Origin of the sequence: Paractinoplanes hotanensis, from assembly GCF_023717965.1 — a bacterium.
Lineage (GTDB): Bacteria > Actinomycetota > Actinomycetes > Mycobacteriales > Micromonosporaceae > Actinoplanes > Actinoplanes polyasparticus.
On record NZ_JAMQOL010000002.1, the window covers coordinates 37,353 to 54,922 of the forward strand.

The 17,570-nt window shown below is 72.3% G+C and carries 17 protein-coding genes; 11 read left to right on the forward strand and 6 right to left on the reverse strand.

All coding sequences use genetic code 11. From position 1 onward, the window contains the following. Positions 1 to 176: 176 nt before the first annotated feature. Positions 177 to 992: a MurR/RpiR family transcriptional regulator gene (locus LXN57_RS01500; RefSeq protein ID WP_251796143.1), complete on the reverse strand. Its 816-nt coding sequence runs from the start codon at positions 990 to 992 to the stop codon at positions 177 to 179. 62 nt (positions 993 to 1,054) lie between these two features. Between LXN57_RS01500 and LXN57_RS01505 the strand changes: the two genes are divergently transcribed. Next, a complete protein-coding gene (locus LXN57_RS01505) occupies positions 1,055 to 2,068 on the forward strand; it encodes an ornithine cyclodeaminase family protein (protein ID WP_251796144.1) in 1,014 nt (337 codons plus the stop codon). After that, on the forward strand, positions 2,065 to 3,567 hold the full coding sequence (locus LXN57_RS01510; protein WP_251796145.1) for an aromatic amino acid lyase: 1,503 nt from the start codon (positions 2,065 to 2,067) through the stop codon (positions 3,565 to 3,567). The genes LXN57_RS01505 and LXN57_RS01510 overlap by 4 nt, the downstream gene beginning before the upstream one ends. On the opposite strand, the gene LXN57_RS01515 is transcribed toward LXN57_RS01510, so the two are convergent. After that, positions 3,499 to 4,482 (reverse strand): LacI family DNA-binding transcriptional regulator, encoded by a 984-nt coding sequence (locus LXN57_RS01515; RefSeq protein WP_251796146.1) that lies wholly within the window; start codon positions 4,480 to 4,482, stop codon positions 3,499 to 3,501. The genes LXN57_RS01510 and LXN57_RS01515 overlap by 69 nt on opposite strands. Before the next feature lie 219 nt (positions 4,483 to 4,701). On the opposite strand from LXN57_RS01515, the gene LXN57_RS01520 reads away from it, so the two are divergent. Continuing rightward, positions 4,702 to 5,595: an amidohydrolase family protein gene (locus tag LXN57_RS01520; RefSeq protein WP_251796147.1), complete on the forward strand. Its 894-nt coding sequence runs from the start codon at positions 4,702 to 4,704 to the stop codon at positions 5,593 to 5,595. After that, positions 5,592 to 6,086 (forward strand): cysteine dioxygenase, encoded by a 495-nt coding sequence (locus LXN57_RS01525; protein ID WP_251796148.1) that lies wholly within the window; start codon positions 5,592 to 5,594, stop codon positions 6,084 to 6,086. Before LXN57_RS01520 ends, LXN57_RS01525 begins: the two co-directional genes overlap by 4 nt. Here LXN57_RS01525 and LXN57_RS01530 read toward each other — a convergent pair. Then, positions 6,053 to 7,510, reverse strand: coding sequence for an aromatic amino acid ammonia-lyase (locus tag LXN57_RS01530; protein WP_251796149.1), 1,458 nt, complete (start codon positions 7,508 to 7,510; stop codon positions 6,053 to 6,055). The genes LXN57_RS01525 and LXN57_RS01530 overlap by 34 nt on opposite strands. 117 nt (positions 7,511 to 7,627) lie before the next feature. On the opposite strand from LXN57_RS01530, the gene LXN57_RS01535 reads away from it, so the two are divergent. The 5 genes from LXN57_RS01535 to LXN57_RS01555 all read left to right on the forward strand — a co-directional run bounded on the left by LXN57_RS01535 (position 7,628) and on the right by LXN57_RS01555 (position 12,587). Further along, complete coding sequence (locus tag LXN57_RS01535; RefSeq protein WP_251796150.1) at positions 7,628 to 8,638, forward strand: ABC transporter ATP-binding protein; 1,011 nt, start codon at positions 7,628 to 7,630, stop codon at positions 8,636 to 8,638. Then, a complete protein-coding gene (locus LXN57_RS01540; RefSeq protein ID WP_251796151.1) occupies positions 8,638 to 9,288 on the forward strand; it encodes an ABC transporter permease in 651 nt (216 codons plus the stop codon). Before LXN57_RS01535 ends, LXN57_RS01540 begins: the two co-directional genes overlap by 1 nt. Continuing rightward, entirely contained in the window at positions 9,285 to 9,944 is a 660-nt protein-coding gene (locus tag LXN57_RS01545; RefSeq protein WP_251796152.1) for an ABC transporter permease, read from the forward strand. The genes LXN57_RS01540 and LXN57_RS01545 overlap by 4 nt, the downstream gene beginning before the upstream one ends. A gap of 11 nt (positions 9,945 to 9,955) precedes the next feature. After that, the gene (locus tag LXN57_RS01550; protein WP_251796153.1) at positions 9,956 to 10,888 is read left to right on the forward strand and encodes an ABC transporter substrate-binding protein; all 933 of its coding nucleotides are present in this window, start codon (positions 9,956 to 9,958) and stop codon (positions 10,886 to 10,888) included. A 97-nt stretch (positions 10,889 to 10,985) separates the two neighbouring features. Continuing rightward, the gene (locus LXN57_RS01555; protein WP_251796154.1) at positions 10,986 to 12,587 is read left to right on the forward strand and encodes a diguanylate cyclase domain-containing protein; all 1,602 of its coding nucleotides are present in this window, start codon (positions 10,986 to 10,988) and stop codon (positions 12,585 to 12,587) included. Positions 12,588 to 12,998: 411 nt separating this feature from the next. On the opposite strand, the gene LXN57_RS01560 is transcribed toward LXN57_RS01555, so the two are convergent. After that, the gene (locus LXN57_RS01560) at positions 12,999 to 13,631 is read right to left on the reverse strand and encodes a DUF998 domain-containing protein (RefSeq protein WP_251796155.1); all 633 of its coding nucleotides are present in this window, start codon (positions 13,629 to 13,631) and stop codon (positions 12,999 to 13,001) included. A gap of 313 nt (positions 13,632 to 13,944) precedes the next feature. On the opposite strand from LXN57_RS01560, the gene LXN57_RS01565 reads away from it, so the two are divergent. After that, complete coding sequence (locus LXN57_RS01565; RefSeq protein WP_251796212.1) at positions 13,945 to 14,760, forward strand: SDR family NAD(P)-dependent oxidoreductase; 816 nt, start codon at positions 13,945 to 13,947, stop codon at positions 14,758 to 14,760. A gap of 50 nt (positions 14,761 to 14,810) precedes the next feature. Here the strand turns inward: LXN57_RS01565 and LXN57_RS01570 are convergent, their stop codons facing one another. Both LXN57_RS01570 and LXN57_RS01575 read right to left on the reverse strand, forming a co-directional pair. After that, entirely contained in the window at positions 14,811 to 15,473 is a 663-nt protein-coding gene (locus tag LXN57_RS01570; protein ID WP_251796156.1) for an alpha/beta hydrolase, read from the reverse strand. A 197-nt stretch (positions 15,474 to 15,670) separates the two neighbouring features. Next, positions 15,671 to 16,834, reverse strand: a complete 1,164-nt coding sequence (locus LXN57_RS01575; RefSeq protein WP_251796157.1) for a lycopene cyclase family protein — start codon at positions 16,832 to 16,834, stop codon at positions 15,671 to 15,673. 86 nt (positions 16,835 to 16,920) lie between these two features. On the opposite strand from LXN57_RS01575, the gene LXN57_RS01580 reads away from it, so the two are divergent. Then, entirely contained in the window at positions 16,921 to 17,520 is a 600-nt protein-coding gene (locus LXN57_RS01580) for a CBS domain-containing protein (protein WP_251796158.1), read from the forward strand. Positions 17,521 to 17,570 lie beyond the last annotated feature (50 nt).

A 17,570-nucleotide genomic window follows, 5' to 3' on the forward strand; every position in this document is an offset into this window, starting at 1 on the left:
GCATCAATGGGGGATCAGAGTTTCCGCGACTCTCCGTAGCGTGACCGGCATGGATATCCACCGGGGATCGGCACTGCTGGCGGCGGTCGCCGTTCTCGCCACGGCGGGTTGCGCACGAGCCGCCACGGGCCACGACGCGGCGGGACTGGGGCCCGGGCGAGAAGTGCGAGTAGGCGTCACAGGGCCCAGCGGTCGATCAGCGTCTCGTGGGCCTCGAGGCGCTGCTGGGTGCGTTGCGGGTCGGTGCCGGCGATCGCGTCGAGCAGGCTGACCGCGAGCACCACGACGGCGGCGTGCGAGTCGAAGATGAGGCCGGTGCCGACCGGGGCCACCAGCAGCACGTCGGTCTCGTCGGCGAACGGCACGAGCGGGCTGTCGGCGACGACCACCGTGGCCAGTCCGAGTTGCCGGGCCAGACGGACGGCGGCGACGGTGGCGGCGGGGTACCGCGGCATGGCGAAGACGAGGATTGCGGTCGCACCCTGCTGGTGCAGTTGCAGAACGGCGTCGTCGAGGCTGCCCGCGTCGGTGTGCACGGACACCGCGGGCAGGGCCCGGCGCGCGAAGTAGCCGAAATACTCGGCGAGCGCCGCCGAGGCCCGCAGGCCGATCACCCCGAGCGGGGAGGTCGCGGCCAGCAGGCGTACGGCCGAGATCATCGCCTCTCCGCCGAGCTCCCGCCGCAGGCCGGTGACGTTGTCGATCTCCTGCCCGACCGAGTCGACGGCGCCGTGCCGCGGAGCGACCGGCGCCGACAGCACGACCTCGCGCAACGCGGCACGGAACTCGGGGTAGCCCGCGAAGCCGAGGGCGGTCGCGAGCCGCGTCACCGTCGGCTGGCTGACGCCGGCCTGCTCGGCGATCTCGATGGTCGACAGGAACGCCACGTCGGGAAACATGCCCAGCATCCGCTGCACGATCTGGCGCTGGCTGGGCGACAGGCGGTGGCGCTGCGCGAGGTCGAGCAACCAGTCCTCGGCGCGAAACGTCACCACACCCGCCTCGGGAGGAGAAGCTGAATACACTGAAACACCAAGGCTATATGGTGCATGACATGATTCAGCAGATCTGGCTCCGGTTTCTCAACGGCGCCGACATCGACGGCCTGAACCTCGGCGCCGCCGACGTGATCGGCGCGGTCGAGGACGTGGTCGCCGCGCACGGCCGGGGCGAGACCGTGTTCGAACCCCGTACCCACCTGATGCCGCGCAACGGCGGCGCCGGTCACTTCAACGTGTTGCGCGGTCACGTCGACACCCTGGGCGAGCGCGGTCTGAGCGGGGTCAAGGTGGTCGGCGACTTCGTGCCGAACTACCAGCAGGGCCTGCCCAGCGAGCTCGCGCTGATGACGGTGTTCGACCCGACCAACGGCGTGCCGCTGGCGATCATGGACGCCACCCTGATCACCGAGGTGCGCACCGGGGCGATGACCGCCGTCGGCGCCAGATACCTCGCCCGCCCGGACTCGAAGATCCTCGGGCACGTCGGCGCCCGGGGCACGGCGTTCGCCAACGTCACCATGCTCGACAGCCTGTTCCCGCTGGAGGAGATCCGGGTCACCAGCCGCCGGCCCGAGTCGCGCGAGGCCTTCGCGGCGCGGCTGAGCGAGGTGACGACGACGCCGGTGCGCGCGGTGGCGACGGCCGGCGAGGCGTTCGACGGGGCGGACATCCTGGTCGAGGCGTCGCGGCTGGAGAAGCCGGAACCCCTGCTGCGTACGGCGACTGTGAAGCCCGGCGCGTTCGTGGTGCCCTATGGCACGATCAGCGCGGTGGAACTCGACCTGCTCGACGTCATGGACAAGGTGGTCGTCGACGACTGGCGCGAATCCCGGTCGGGGCGGTTCGGCAGCCTGCGGGCGCACGTCGACACCGGGCGGCTGAGCGAACAGAGCCTGTACGCCCAGATCGGCGAGATCGTCAGCGGGCAGAAGCCGGGCCGCGAGCGCGACGACGAGCGCATCCTGTTCTGGCATCGCGGCCTGTCCGTCCTCGACGTGGCCCTGGCCCACCTGATCCTGACCCGCGCCGAGGCCGCCGACGTGGGCACGATGCTGCGCTACCGATGAACAAGGTCATCATCGGGCGGCCGGAAGACCTCGACCGTACGGTCATCGCCGCGGTCGCCCGCGGCGCCTGCCACCTCGAACTCGCCCCCGGCCTCGTCGGCGCCCTCACCCGGAGCCGCCGGTCCACGCTGGCCGCTCTCGAGGGCCGCGTCGTGTACGGCGTGAACACCGGCATGGGCGCGATGTCCGGCCTCCGCCTGGACGCCGAGGCCCAGCGCCGCCACCAGGACAACCTCATGATCGGCCGAGCGGTCGGCTCCGCCCCCTGGCTACGCCGCGACCAGGCTCGGGCCTTGCTCGCCGCCCGCCTCCGGACGTTCCTGGACCCGGCCGCGGGCGTCTCCCCCGAGCTGTGCCGCCGGCTGGCCGACCTGCTGAACGCCGACGTGGTTCCGGCCATCCCGGCCCGGGGCAGCGGCGCCGCCGGCGAGATCATTCCGCTCGCCCACGCAGGCGCGGCACTCCTCGGTGTCGGTCAAGTTCTTGACGCCGGCCCGATCGGAGCCGGCGGGGCGGTCGACGCGAGCAGCGCGTTTGCCGAGGCGGGCCTGGCCCCGAGGTCGTTCGGGCCCAAGGAGGGCATCGCCTTCCTGGAAGGTGTTCCCGGCCTGACCGGACTGGCCGTCCTGGGCAGCGCGGCCGCCCGCGTGCTGATCGACCAGGTCGTCGTGGGCGCGGCTGCCTCGCACACGGTGATCCGGGCCAGCCTCGATCCCCTGCAGCCCGCCCTGGCCGACAGCGACGAGCTCCGCGTCGTCCTGGAAAGCCTGCGTGACCTGCGCGGCAAGGCCGAGCCCGGCGCGCTTCAGGCGCCCGTGTCGTTCCGCGTCACCGCACCCGCCCTGGCCGTGGCGATGCGGGCCGTAGCCGGAGTGGAGGCGGCCGTCGACCGCGCTCTGAACGCGGTCACCGACTCCCCCGCCCACCTCGACGGCGAGTTCGTCGGCACGTTCGGATTCGCCGGCACCGACCTGACCGCCTCCCTCGGCGCGCTCACCACGGCCCTGGTCCATCTGGCCGAGCTGGGCGCGGCCCGCCTGCACCGCCTGCTCGACCCCCGGGTCACCGGCCTGGCGCCTCAGCTCTCCCACTCCCCCGGCCTGCACGCCGGCATGGCCGCCGTTCACAAGCGGGCCGCCGGCGTCACCCACCGCCTGCGACGGTTCGCGGTCCCGGCGCTGACCGGCGCGATCGAGACGTCGCTGGGTCAGGAGGACGTGCAGAGCTTCGGCTTCGAGGCCGCCGAGTGTCTGGACGAGGTGCTCACCGGCCTGCGCGACGTGCTCGCCTGCGAACTGCTGGCCGTGGTCCAGGCGCAGCGCCTCGGCGCCCCGTCGAGTTCTACGCTCGACGACATCGACGCCGCGCTGCCTCCCGGAACCGCCGACCGCCCCTTCGGCCGCGACCTCGACCGGATCGTCTCGCTGCTCTCAGCGGGGACTGCCCGTGGAGCCGCGGACGACCAGTTCGGGACGGAACAGGGGCGCCCCGCCGGGTGAGTCGAGCTGCTCGACCGCGGCCGCCACGATCGCGTCCTCGTCCCAGGCCATCGTGGTCAGGCCGGGCTCGACCAGGACGGCGAGCTGGTGGTCGTCGTAGCCGACGACCGACAGGTCGTCCGGGATGCGCAGGCCGGCGTCGCGGGCGGCCCGGTAGACGGCGAACGCCAGCGAGTCGCTGAGGCAGAACACGCCGGTCGGCCTGTCGCGGGCGGCCAGCAGCGACGCCACCACGTCGACGGCGTCCGTGGTGGCGGCGGGCGCGGCGATGGCGATCAGCTCGATGCCGAGCGTCTCGGCGATGGCGGACGACAGCAGCTGCGCCGGCCGGCCGGGGGTCGAGGGCAGCGCGGGCGCGAGCAGGCCGACCCGCCGGTGGCCCAGCTCGGCCAGGTGGGCGAAGGCTGTCCGTACGCCGTACTCGTTGTCGAAGAGCACGCTGCTGGAGCCCGGACGCCCGAGCAGCGCGTCGCCGATAGACACGACGGCGACGGACGGGTCGAGCAGGCGCCAGTAGTCGGCCGTGGGGTCGACCGGCGAGACGAGCGCGCCCTCGACCCGCTGGGCCGCGAACTGCTCGACGATGCGGCGCTCGAGTTCCGGGTCGGCATCGGCGTCGGCGATCGTCGCGAACCGCCCCTCGCGGCGCAGGGCCCGGGTGAGCAGCACCGACAAGTCCTGCTGCCAGAGGTCCCGCAGCGAGCCGGAGACCCCGACCCATCCCGTACGGCCCGAGGCCAGCGCCCGCGCGATCGGGTCGACCGTGTAGCCCAGTTCGTCGGCCAGTTCCCGGACCCGCTGGATCGTCGCCGGCGAGCCGCGCAACCCCCGCAACGCGTACGAGGTGGCCGCCAGCGACAGGCCTGCCGCGGTGGCCAGGTCTTGAAGCGTCCGCCGACCGGGGTGCCTCGACACCGGCCGACAGTAACACCGGCCGGCTCCCTCCTACGCCCCCTGGCCGGCCCACCCCGCCCGGGGACACCGCCCACGTCAGCTCTGGCGACCGGCACGCCGCCGAGTTGTCCACAGGCGGCTCGTCCCGGTGCCCGGGAACACCTTGCCATCAGGGGAGGGAAGCGCTTCACTTGTGGCCGGCGAGTGAAGCGCTTCCCTATACCGCGAGGAGGGCCAACGGTGATCGACTGCCACCAGCATCTGTGGCCCCCGCGGCTGATCGAGGCGCTTCGTCGTCGCGAAGCCCTCCCCTGCCTGCGCGGCTGGACGTTGCATCTGCCCGGCGAAGACCCGTACGAGTGCGATCCCGGACACCACGACGTCGAGCGCCGCCGCCATCAGGAACTGCGGGACGGCCGGTCGCGGGTGCTGGTGTCGCTGTCGAGCCCGCTCGGCATCGAGCACCTGCCCGCCCACGACGGCGCCGAGCTGATCGACCTCTGGCACGAGAGCGCGCTCGAGCTCGGCGAGCCGTTCCACGTCTGGGCGGCCGCGCCGGTCACCGAGCTCGACCCGGACGGCCTGGCCAAGGTGCTGCGGGCGGAGCGGGTGGCCGGGTTGCAGCTGCCGGCCACCGCGCTGGCCGACCCGGCCGGCATCGAGCACGTCGGGCCGCTGCTCACCGAGGCCGAACGCGCCGGCAAACCCGTGCTCGTCCATCCCGGTCCCGCGCCCGCCTGTGATCCCGGCCTGCCCGCCTGGTGGCCGGCCCTGGTCCCGTACGTGTCGCAACTGCACCAGTCCTGGCTGGCCTGGCACGTCGCCGGCCGCCGGCAGCATCCGGGCCTGCGCATCGGCTTCGTGGCGCTGGCCGGCCTGGCGCCGCTGCACCACGAACGACTCGCCGCGCGCGGGGGCGCGCTCGGGGCGCTCGACCCCAACGTCTTCTACGAGACCTCGTCGTACGGCACCCGGGCGATCGACGCCATGACCCGCGTCGTCGGGGTCGACCCGCTCGTGTCGGGCTCCGACCGCCCGTACGCCGAAGCCGTCGACCCCGGTCTGGGCGCGGCCTTCACCCATGCCCTGTTCCACGCCAACCCGCACCGCTTTCTCACCGGAGGGCTCCCATGACCGTGTTGCCGGCACCGCCCGGTCGCGTGCTCGACACGCAGGAACTGAAGCGCTGGGTGAGCGATTTCGCCGCCCGCCCCGAGATGTGGGAACACCTGGTGCGGCACGACACGGGCGGGCGGCACTACGCCTCGGTCTACCGCGACAGCGACATCGACGTGTGGGTGCTGTGCTGGAACGTCGCCGACGACACCGGCTGGCACGACCACGACACGTCCTCGGGCGCGGTCGCCGTCACCCGCGGCGCGGTCACCGAGGCGACCCCGCGCATGGGCGGCGAGCCGGTCACCCGGGTCGTCGGGGCCGGGCGGACGTTCGCCTTCGGGCCCGATCACATCCACCGCATGGGCGGCTCGGTCGACGGCTCGGTGTCGATCCACGCGTACTCGCCGCCGCTGTGGCGCATGGGCCAGTATTCGATCAGCCGCTCGGGCGTGCTGCGCCGCCGGGCGGTCAGCTACGCCGACGAGCTCAGGCCCATCGACGAATAGTCGAGCACCGCGCCGAGCCGGGGCAGCAGGTCGGCCGCGCGTTCCAGGTCGGCGCCCAGCGGCCGGTCCTCCTCCGACTCATCGATCGCCTCGGAGGCCAGCTCGAAGGCGTCCCGCAACGGCCCCGCGGTCAGCCGGCCCGGGGCCATCCGGAGCGCGCGCACCGCCGCCATCAACTCCGCGGCCAGCAGGGTCGGCGCGAGCTGCGTCATCGTGCGGAGCGAGCGGGCGCCCTGGGTGGCGAAGCTGGCGTGCTCCTCCAGGCCGAGCGAGATGCTGAGCGTGCCGGCCGCGGTCGGGGTCATGCCGACCCGGATCTCGGTGAGCAGGTCCTGGACGACGTACTCGCTGATCATCAGACCGGAGCTGCCGGGCGGCCCGGCGGCCAGGAACGCCCGCAGGCCGGTCAGGTCGGGCCGCATGAGCAGGCCCAGCCGTGCCGTCGAGAGCGACAGCACCGGCAGGAAGGCCCCGCGGGCCGCGTCCAGCTGGGACGCCAGCGTCGCCGTGTGGAACTGCCCGTGATGGCGTACGCCGTCCGGGGTGACCAGGGGATTCTCCACGGCCGCGTTGATCTCGGCGGTGATGGCGTCGTCCAGCGTCCGGGCGGCGTGGATGGCGGGTGCGGTCACCTGCGGCAGCACCCGCAGGCCGAACGGGTCCTGGATGCGCACCGGGGCCACCCCGCCGGCCACCAGACGGCTGAGCAATCGCGCCACCTCGACCTGACCGGGATGCGGGCGGTTGCGGTGCACCGTCACGTCGTACGCCTCGGGGTTGCCCCGCAGGGCGAGGAAGCTGAGCGCCGCCACCACCACGGACGCGCGCAACTGGCTCTGCACCCGGTCGAGGGCCAGTGCCGCCGTCGCCACCGTGAGGGCGCTGGAACTGATCATCGGGAGCGCATCGGTGGCCCCGAACGTCGTGACCGGTCCCTTGCCATCGCGCCACGGCCGCTCGCCGGCCAGGGTCAGGCTCAGCTCGGCCAGCGCGGCGAGGTCACCGGTGCCGATGGCGCCCCAGGAGTGGATCACCGGCGCCGCGCCGTCGTGCAGCGCCGCGGCCAGCGCCTCCGCGACCTGCCGGGACACGCCGGAGCCGCCGGCCAGGATCTGGTTGAGCCGGACGGCCATCATCGCCCGAGCGGTGATGTCGTCCTCCAACGGCCCGACGGCCGCGCAATGGCTGCGCAGCAGCCGCAGACCGCGCTCCTCGTCGTCGGCCGTGCGTTCGTGCCGATTGGCGCCGACGCCGGTATTGGCCCCATAGACTGCGCCATGCGCGCGCGCTTGCTGCAGACGCGCGTGCCGTCCCTCGACCCGGCGCAGCGCGGCCGGATCGGCCTCGACCCCGCACCGGCCGGAGGCGATGGCCAGCAGCGCGGCCACTGTCAGGCTGCGGCCGTCGAGTCGTTCTACCTGCATAACACGCCCCACCATCACCGTGTTTCGGACCCGTAACGGGCTCTCCCGGGCCGTTGACATCCTATTCACTACCCCTGAAGTATGAATAGTGGTATTCAATCGCTAGCCTGGAGCGCCATGATCACATTCGATGACGTCGTGAAGGTCTATCCCGGCGGCGGCACCGCAGTCGATCACGTCTCGCTCGAAGTCCCCACCGGTAAAACTACGGTGTTCGTCGGGCCGTCAGGCTGCGGAAAGACCACCTCCCTCCGCATGATCAACCGAATGATCAGTCCGACCTCGGGTCGCGTGCTCATCGACGGCGAAGATGTCGCCGGCCAGGACGAGGCCCTGCTGCGGCGCGGCATCGGCTACGTGATTCAGCACGCGGGCCTCTTCCCGCACCGAACGGTCCTCGACAACGTCGCCACCGTGCCGGTGCTGCTGGGCAAGACCCGGCGCGAGGCCCGCGCCGCCGCCCTCGGACTGCTCGAGCGCGTCGGCCTGGCGTCCGAGTTCGCCCAGCGCTACCCGGCCCAGCTCTCCGGCGGGCAGCAGCAGCGCGTCGGCGTGGCCCGCGCGCTCGCCGCCGACCCGCCGATCATGCTGATGGACGAGCCGTTCAGCGCGGTCGACCCGGTCGTCCGCGAGGGCCTGCACCGCGAGTTCCTGCGCCTGCAGAAAGACCTGGGCAAGACGATCGCCATGGTCACGCACGACATCGACGAGGCGATCAAGCTCGGCGACCTGGTCGTGATCTTCCGGCAGGGTGGCATCGTGGCCCAGATCGGCACGCCGCGGGAGCTGCTGTCCGATCCGGCCGACGATTTCGTCGCCGAGTTCGTGGGCCGCGACCGCGGGTTGCGCAGCCTCTCCTTCGACACCGCGGCCGAGCTGCCGGTGAAGCCCGTACCGGCCGAACTGGTCGTCGACGAGGCCGGCCGGCCGCTGGGCTGGCGGACGGGCGCCGACGACGTACGCCCGACCGGCGGCACGTTCACCAGCGCCGACACCCTGCGGCTGGTGGCCGACCTGGCCATCCTGTCGCCGGTCGGCATCGCCGTGCGGGTCGACGCCGACGGGAAGGCCGACGGCATCACGCCCCACCACGACCTGGCCGACTACCTGGCGGCGCGGCGCGGCTGATGATCACTTACCTGTCCAACAACTCCGAGACCGTGCTGGCCGCGCTCCGCCAGCACATCTGGCTCGCGCTGCTCCCGGTGCTGCTCGGCTTCATCATCGCGCTGCCGATCGGCTATCTGGGCGTCCGCTTTCCCTGGTTCTACCACCCGCTCGTCAACGTGGCCGGGGTGCTCTACTCCATCCCGTCGCTGGCGTTGTTCGTGTTCCTGCCGGTCGTGCTGGGCACGAAGATCCTGTCGCCGCTCAACATCGTCGTGGCGCTCACCATCTACACCGTCGCCCTGCTGGCCCGTACGGTGGCCGACGGCCTGCGCTCGGTCGACCGCCTGATCACCGAGTCGGCCACCGCGATGGGGTACCGCCGGTTCCGCCGCCTGATCGACGTCGAGCTGCCGGTGGCCCTGCCGGTGATCCTGGCCGGCCTGCGGGTCGCCACGGTGGCCAACATCAGCCTGGTCAGCGTGGGCGCGCTGATCGGCGTAGGCGGTCTCGGGCAGCTCTTCACCCGCGGCTTCCAGCTCTTCTACCTCGAGCCGATCCTGGTCGGCGTGATCCTCTCGGTGCTGCTCGCGGGCATCGCCGACCTGGCCATCGTGCTGATCCAGCGAGCGGTCACGCCGTGGACCCGCTTCCAAGGAGGCCGGGCGTGAACCTCTCCTACCTGTTCGACGCGGCGCACTGGGACTTCGGCGCCTCGGGCAGCATCCCGCAGCTGCTTCTCTCCCACCTCTGGTACGTGATTCTGGCGCTCGCGATCGGCACGGTGATCGCGTTGCCGGTCGGCCTCTACATCGGGCACACCGGCCGCGGCTCGTTCATCGCCATCAACGCGGGCAACGCCGGCCGCTCGCTGCCGACACTCGGCCTGCTGATGCTGATGGTGACCCTGCTCGGGCTGGGCCTGCTGCCGGTGCTGATCGCCCTCACCGTCCTGGTCATCCCGCCCATCCTGACCTCGGCGTACGCCGGGCTGCGCTCCCTCGACCACCAGGTGGTCGACGCCGCCCGCGGGGTCGGCATGCGGCCCTGGCAGGTGCTCACCCGCGTCGAGCTGCCGATGGCGCTGCCGGTGCTGATGAGCGGCTTCCGCAGCGCCACCCTGCAGGTCGTCGCCACGGCGACCGTGGCCGCCGCGGTAGGCCTGGGCGGCCTCGGCCGCCTGCTGATCGACGGCCTGGCCGTCAACGACTACTCCCGTGTGCTGGCCGGCGCCATCGTCGTCGCGGTGCTGGCCGTTCTGCTCGATCTGGTTCTGGCGTTCGCGCAGCGCTGGATCGTCTCGCCCGGTCTCCGGGTATCCCGATGAAAGGTTCTTTGATGAAGCGTTTCGGCCGATTCACAGCGGTGACCGCCGCCCTGGCTCTCACCGTTGCCCTCACCGCCTGCGGCGCCGACGAAGACCCGCTGGCCAACGACAGCGGCGGCGGCAGCGCCGCGCCCGGCACCATCACCATCGGCTCGGCGAACTTCGCCGAGAGCGAGCTGCTCGCCGAGATCTACTCGCAGGCCCTCGAGGCCAAGGGCGTGCAGGTCAAGCGGCAGTTCAACATCGGCGCCCGCGAGCTCTACCTCAAGGCGCTGCAGGACGGCTCGATCGACCTGCTCCCCGAGTACAACGGCGCCCTGCTCTCGGCGCTGACGCCGGGCGGCGCGCCCGAGGGCGTGAGCAAGCCCGAGGACGTGCTGGGCGCGCTCAAGAAGGTGCTGCCGTCGGGCACCGAGGTGCTCGAGCAGTCCCCCGCCGAGGACAAGGACACCCTGACCGTCACCCAGGAGACGGCCACCAAGTACAGCCTCAAGACGATCGACGACCTGAAGCCGGTCGCCGGCCAGCTCACGATCGGCGCGGGCCCGGAGTGGCAGGAGCGCTTCCAGGGCCTCAAGGGCCTCGAGCAGGTCTACGGGGTCAAGTTCAAGGAGTTCAAGCCGCTCGACGCCGGTGGCCCGCTGACGGTCAACGCGCTGAAGAACGGTCAGATCCAGGTCGGCAACATCTTCTCCACCGACTCGTCGATCGCCACCAACAAGTTCGTCGTGCTGGAGGACCCGAAGAACCTCTACCTGGCCGAGAACATCATCCCGCTGATCCGTACGACGGCCAACAACCCGACCGTGACCGGCGCGCTCAACGCCGTCTCGGCCAAGCTGACGACCGAGAACCTGACCACGACGCTGGCCAAGGTCCAGGTCGACAAGCAGGACACGGCCGCCGTGGCCAAGGGCTGGCTCACCGAGAACGGCCTGGTCTGACCGTTGTGGGGGTGCCGCCGCGGCGGCACCCTCATACGGCGGTCCTTCCCGCCGAATAAGAAGGGGACGCCCGCTCGCGACCCCGAGGACCGCCCGCATGATGGCAACCGGCCTACGCCGCTGGATCGGCATCGCCGTGGTCCTGGCCGTGCTGGTGGGCGGGTCGGTCGGTTCGGTGCTGACGATGGCCGCAGTGAGCCGGGTGCAGCAACAGCACGCGTCGCTGCTGATGGACCACAACGCCGACGCCATCCAGCGCGCGGTCGCCAACGAGGCCGCCCGCTACACCGAGACGCTGACCGACATGGCTCTCGCCGTCGGTTCGCAGACTCAGTTCAGCGCGTCCGATTTCGAAGCCATCACCTCGCGCCTGACCCGTTCCCGGCTGCCCGGGGCGAGCACGATCGGCTTCGTGGTGCCGGCTCGGGCCGACGAGACCGCCGCGGTGCAGCGCTACTGGCGTGGCCACGGCGCCGTGAATTTGCGACTGGACACCGTCGGCGCCGCCGACGAGCACCAGTTCCTCATCTTCAACCGGTCCCTCGACCAGGTCCCGTTCCGGGCCGGCCGGGACATCAGCCCCACGAGCGAGCCGGCCGACGCGATGCGGTTCGCCCGGGCCAGCGGCCAGGTCACCTCCAGCCACCCGTACACCCTGTTGAAGGACCGCGACCTGCCGCTCGCCCAGCGGCAGCAGTCGTTCCTGCTCGCCGCGCCGGTTACCGGCACCGCCGGCACTCCCGCCGCGGGCGAGTTCCTGGGCTGGCTGACTCTCTCGATGCGCGGCGGCGACTTCGTCGAGGAGTCCCTTCAGACGTACGCCGGTGAGCTGGTCACGGTGGCCCTGAGCGACCTGGGCGGAACGTCCCCGACCGCCGTGGCGTCGACGCGCTCGTCCGCCGCCACGCTGCGCGACCCGAGCCTGCACCGGGTCCGGACGGTCATCGTCGGCGAGCGCGAATGGCAACTCGACGTGCAGCCGACCCAGCGCCTGATCAGCGACACCGACCGCCGGCTGCCGCTCGCCACCCTGGGTATCGGCCTGCTGGTCACCCTGCTGACCGGGGTGCTGGCCGACTCGCGCCGGCGCGCCCTCAAGAGGGTGGCCACCGCCACCGCCCTGCTGCGTCACGACATCGAGCGGCGCAAAACCGTCGAGGCCCGGCTGCTCGACCGCGAGGACGAACTACGCCGCCTGGCGATGCACGACGCGCTCACCGCCCTGCCCAACCGCGCCCTCTTCCGGGAGCGCCTCGACGAGGCCGACCCGGACCAGCCGCGCGCGGTCTTCTTCATCGACCTGGACGGCTTCAAGGCGGTCAATGACGGCCTCGGCCACAGCGCCGGCGACCGGCTGCTCGTCGAGGTGGCGCGGCGCCTGACGCAGTGCGCGCGGGCCGGTGACACGGTGGCCCGCCTGGGCGGCGACGAGTTCGCGATCCTGGCCGCCACGTCCGCCGCCGCACCCTTCGCGGAACGGATCGTGACCAGCCTGCGCGCCCCGTTCGACATCGACGGGCAGCCGGTGACGATCAGTTGCAGCGTCGGGGTCGCGGTCACGGACGCCGGGCCGACCGACGCGGAACGCCTGATTCACGCGGCCGACGAGGCCATGTACGTGGCCAAGGCGGCCGGCAAGAACCGCTACACGGTGGCCGTCACGTCCTCGGCCGCCGCCTTCGTCGACGGCCCGAACTGACGCCTGCTCGTTTGCGGCGCGAACGACAGCCTGACTGACTGGCCGCCAGCGCGACATCGCGATCTCGACGCCGGTAGACAGGCTGGCCGACTGATGACCGTTACCCGTCGCGGGACGCCGGCCTCGGACGCCCATGGACAGGCCCGCTGACGTTTTTCGCCGACGACACAGCCGTCCCACGCCGATCGACAGGCTCGCTGTCGACTCATCGTTGGCGCGACCCAATCCTCCGTATTCCGGTCGACAGGCCGGCTGACGAATGGTCGTTACGGTCGCGGCGGGCGAGACCGGATCTCCGGCTGATTGTCGACTCAAACAGTCCTCCGGATGCCGATCGACAGGCTGACTGACCGAATCGCCGTTACCGCCTCGAGCCGGGCGAGTCCGCCAGTCGACAGGCAGGCTGTCGACTCATCGGCGCCGCCGTCTGGTGGGGCGCGGCGTTCGTTGGCAAGCAGGGCTGAGGGCGACCACTACGGCGGTGCCGACCAGCCAGCAGACCGCGATCACCAGGGCGAGGCGTTCCACGAAAGCGCCGAAGTCGCTGCGGCCGATGAAGAGCATGGTCAGGCCGAGCGCCGCGCCGACGGGCACGATCAGCACGACACCGGCCGCGGCGAGCCGGGTCAGGGCCGGGCGCGGGTTCGCGAACCAGACGGCGGCCATTGCGACGGCCAGCACGATCATGCCGATGACGCTGGCCGTCGCGTGCACTATGTCGGCCGCGGTGGCGGGCTCGTAGGGCGGCAGCGGACAGGTGTCGCTGCATGCGACCAGGCCCGAGGTGGCCGCCAGCACCGCCGACACCAGCAGACTTCCGCCGACGAGGCGCAGGTCCCGCAGCGCCCAGCCGACGAAGGCGACACCGGCGGCGAGCACGACCAGACCGGTCCGGTACGGCATCGCGTACGGCTGCCCGGCCGTGCCGGCCTCACTGACATAGCCATCCCACCAACTGCCGGGCGGGGCCACCAGAGCGACCAGCATGACGACGGCCCCCACGGTCACCGCCAGCGCCCCGGCGATCGCCGCAAGTCTCGTCACGCCTCCCATCATGATCGATAGGCTCGACTCCCGTCCCGCGCCGTCGTCGTGAGCCGCGCCAGCCCGGGGCCCGGCACCGCCACGGCTCCCGATCATGATCGGTAGGGTCGGACCCATGCCCCGCACCGTGACCGGCGCCGTCCCGGGCCACCCATCGTGACCGGAAGGGTCGGACCCATCCCCCGCACCATGACCGGCGCCGTCCCCGGCCACCCATCGTGACCGGAAGGGTCGGACCCATCCCCCGCACCGTGACCGGCGCCATCCCCGGCCACCCATCGTGACCGGAAGGGTCGGGTCCGTGCCCCGCACCGTGGTCGTGACCGGCGCCAGCTCTGGCATCGGGCGGGCTGCCGCTGTGGCCCTGGCCCGGGGCGGCGACCAGGTGATTCTGCTGGGCCGGGACCCGCAGCGCCTTGCTTCGGCGGCTGCCGAGGTGCGCGAGGCGGGCGGGCGCACGCCTCCCACTTATCGGGCGGACTTCGCCGTACTCGATGAAGTGCGCGCCACTGGTGCGCGCCTGGCCGCCGAGCACGAGCAGATCCATGTGCTGGCCAACAACGCCGGTCTGCTGGCGCCCGTCCGCCCTCTGACGACTGACGGCCTCGATCCGACCGTGCAGATCAACCACCTGGCGGGCTTCCTGCTCACCCATCTGCTGCTCGACCGCCTGCGGGCTGCCGCAACGCCGACGTCGCCGGCCCGGATCATCACGACATCGTCGGCGGCCGAGGCGTGGGGCACGCTGGACGCGGATCGACCCGGCCGCCGGCAGCGCCTGCGCTGGCTGGCGTACGGCGCCAGCAAGCAGGCCAACATCCTGTTCACCGTCGAGGCGGCCCGCCGCTGGGCCTCGTACGGCATCGTTCCGACCTGCTACTTCCCGGGGCTGATCCGCAGCGGGTTCGGCACCACCAGCCCTGCCTTCAGCGTGGCCCGCCTTCTCTTCCCCGGTCCCGCCGAGGGCGCCGACACCCTGACCTGGCTGGCCACTGACCCGGCCGCCCTCGTCCCCGGCGGCTATTTCGCCTGGCGTGCTCCCTTCCGGGCCACCCCGCGCTCGACCAACTCCACCCGGGCCGCAAGCCTCTGGCAGTCAAGCCTCGCCGCGGTCCGGCTGACCGGCTGAAGAATGACGCCACTCCGTGTCATCGAGCCGCGGCCCGCCTCAGCCCGTGGCTACTTCCGCTGCGGGAGGTGGCGCTGGAAGAAGCGAAGCGCACTGTCGGCCTCGAACCGGGGCAGCTCGGCGTGCCGGCCGGGGTTGGCGTGCAGGGTCTTCTCGGTGGAGGCGAAGGCCTCGAAGAGCGCCAGCGCCGACGCCCGCGGCACGAACTCGTCGTTCCACTGCAGGGCGAACTCGACCGGGACGGTGATGGTCGCCGCGAGGTCGTGACGAGCACCGGTCAGACCCAGCACCCCGGCCGCGATCCGGTTGTCGGCCGCCATCAGCTCGAGGCCGACGACGGCGCCCATCGAGACGCCCCAGAAGCCGGCCGGGCCGCTCGGGGCCAGCCGATCGAGAGCAGCACGCCACTCGGGGACGGCCCGGGTGGCAACTTCGGCGTTGATCCGGGCGACGCGTTCCGCCAACCCCTCGGCCGTCCCCCGCATCGGCGAGGCGACCGGATCGGGTCGGTCGCCGTGCCCGGGCGCATCGAGCGCGGCGACCCGGAACCCGGACGCGACCAGCATCCGGGCCCGCCCGGTCACCGATGGAGCGCCCCGATGCTGGCCGCCACCGTGCGCGATGAGAATGAGCGGCCCGTCGCCGCCGGGCGGCTCCCACAGTGTGCCCGGAACCGTGTCGTCCAGCAGAAAGTGCTCTTCGGGAAAAGTCATGACGTGCCCTTCGGAATGCCACAGTGGCCCTTCCGGGGCGCCGGCTCAGAGAAGCGGCAGAGACCCGGGAAGCGCCCGACCATCGACTGCGTTGATCGGTCTCACCTCCTCGGGTAGCGGTTGCCGGCGAACCGTATTAGACCTCGATCGCGCCCGGCACGCACTGTCTCGGCGCGCCGGGTCCCGAGTGCGCCGGGTCAGGGGCGGATGCGGGCCAGCGCGTCGCCGAAAGCCGCGCGGGTCATCGGGAGCAACGGGGTCGACGCCATCAACTTCAGGTCCTCGGCCGGCGTCGTGGTGCCGTCGAGGAAGCGCAGCACGCGTTCGGCCGGGTTACGCGCGAACAGGCGGTCGAAGAACGCGACGCCGTCGACCAGGCCGCGGTCGAGGGCGCGCAGTTGCACGGCGTCCATCCAGAGGTGCCGGGCCGGATAGGGCGGGGCAGGCAGCGGCGGGCGGCCGGCGGCGAGCGCGCGGGCGATGTCGTCGGCCTGGCGGGCCATCGCCGAGAACGTGAAGCCGGTCGACGGCCGGGTCGCGCCGCCCGCAGTGCCCAGGCGCACCACCCGTGGGGACGGGTGCGGGTCGAACGGGCCGTCGGTCATCGGGATGACGCCGTCCTCGACCTCGCGGACCCGGAGCGCGGCGAGATCGAGGCCGAGCAGGGCCGCGTAGCCGCGCAGCGCCGCGTCGTACTCGTCGCCGGACAGCACGGCCGGCGAGAACTCGGTGTACTCGACCAGGGCGAACCGGTCGCTGACGGGCAGCACGTAGCCGAACGACACGCCGCGGGCCGGTTGCGGCGTCCGGAAATCCATCAGCACGGCGCGGCCGGGGTCGAACACCGGCTCGTCCGCCTCGAGCCACCAGCCGCGGAAGTGCTGAAGCCAGTTGGTGCGCCCGGGACGCCGGGGCGGACGCGGCCGCGAGTCGAGGGCCCACGCTGCCCGGACCAGGGGCGTGCCGTCGGGTGCCGAGATCAGCACCCGCTCGCCGTCGTCGGCGACCTGCTCGGCGCGCTCGGTGATCCGTACGGCGGAAAGCTCCTTCTCGGCCTGTGCGGCCAGGTCGTAGAGGGGCGCCGAGCGCAGCATCGCGTACCGCAGCGGGCGCAACGGCAGCGCGCGGCGGCCGGTCGGGGTCACCACGTCGGCCTCGTCCCAGCTCGCGCTGAGCAGCGGGTCGAGGAAGGTGCCGGGGGTGCCCCAGAACGCCCACGTACGGTCCTGGCCGCGCTTGTGCACGGGGTCGACGATCGCCACCCGGGCGCCGGGACCTCGGCGCCCCAGCGCGGCCAGCACGAGCGAGGCCGCGCCGCCCCCGCCGATCAGGGCCAGGTCCACGTCCACGGGTTCACTCACCGGCTCAGCCTGTCATGCCGGTCCGGAGCGGTAGCGGGGGACTTTCGACTCTGCCGGCGGCGACCTGCCCGGGGCATGCTGGACGGGTGCGAGCCAAGGACGTCATGAGCAGGCCGGTGCACACTGTCGAGCCCGGTGCGCCGGTGGAGGACGCGGCGGCGGCGATGGCCGCGCGGGCGGTCACGGCGCTGCCGGTGGTGGACGGGGCGGGCAGCCTGGTCGGCATCGTCAGCGAGGGCGACCTGTTGTGGCAGCGGGTGCCCGTCGATCCGACGGCACAGCTCAACCGCTCACCCGCGGCGCCGGCCATCCGCCCCGGCCGGGTCGCCGACGTGATGTCGCGGTCGCCGGTCACCACCCGGCCGGACGTCGACCTGGCCGAGGTCGCCGAGACGATGCTGATGTACGACGTCCGCAGCATGCCCGTCCTCGACGGCGACACCCTGGTCGGCATCGTCAGCCGTCGCGACATCCTGCGTGCGATGGTCCGCACCGACGAGACACTCGTGCGGGAGGTGCAGCACCGGCTCGACGAGTACGCCCCGGGCCGCTGGACCGCTTCCGTCCACAAGGGAGTCGCGACCGTCGTGGGCGCGTTCGCCGACTCGACGGAACGCGAGATCGCGGCCGTCCTGGCCCGGACGGTCCCCGGCGTGGCCGACGTGCGGATCGAGCCGCCGCGGTGAGCATGGCGCGCCCCTGGACTGCGAGATGATTGCGCGAATGTGGCGGGGCT

Bases quoted from the DNA above. Each gene is read 5' to 3' on its own strand.
- LXN57_RS01505 (WP_251796144.1), top strand. From the start codon at position 1,055: ATGATTCAGCAGATCTGGCTCCGGTTTCTCAACGGCGCCGACATCGAC.
- LXN57_RS01510 (WP_251796145.1), top strand. From the start codon at position 2,065: ATGAACAAGGTCATCATCGGGCGGCCGGAAGACCTCGACCGTACGGTC.
- LXN57_RS01525 (WP_251796148.1), top strand. From the start codon at position 5,592: ATGACCGTGTTGCCGGCACCGCCCGGTCGCGTGCTCGACACGCAGGAA.
- LXN57_RS01530 (WP_251796149.1), bottom strand. From the start codon at position 7,510: ATGCAGGTAGAACGACTCGACGGCCGCAGCCTGACAGTGGCCGCGCTG.
- LXN57_RS01535 (WP_251796150.1), top strand. From the start codon at position 7,628: ATGATCACATTCGATGACGTCGTGAAGGTCTATCCCGGCGGCGGCACC.
- LXN57_RS01540 (WP_251796151.1), top strand. From the start codon at position 8,638: ATGATCACTTACCTGTCCAACAACTCCGAGACCGTGCTGGCCGCGCTC.
- LXN57_RS01550 (WP_251796153.1), top strand. From the start codon at position 9,956: ATGAAGCGTTTCGGCCGATTCACAGCGGTGACCGCCGCCCTGGCTCTC.
- LXN57_RS01555 (WP_251796154.1), top strand. From the start codon at position 10,986: ATGATGGCAACCGGCCTACGCCGCTGGATCGGCATCGCCGTGGTCCTG.
- LXN57_RS01570 (WP_251796156.1), bottom strand. From the start codon at position 15,473: ATGACTTTTCCCGAAGAGCACTTTCTGCTGGACGACACGGTTCCGGGC.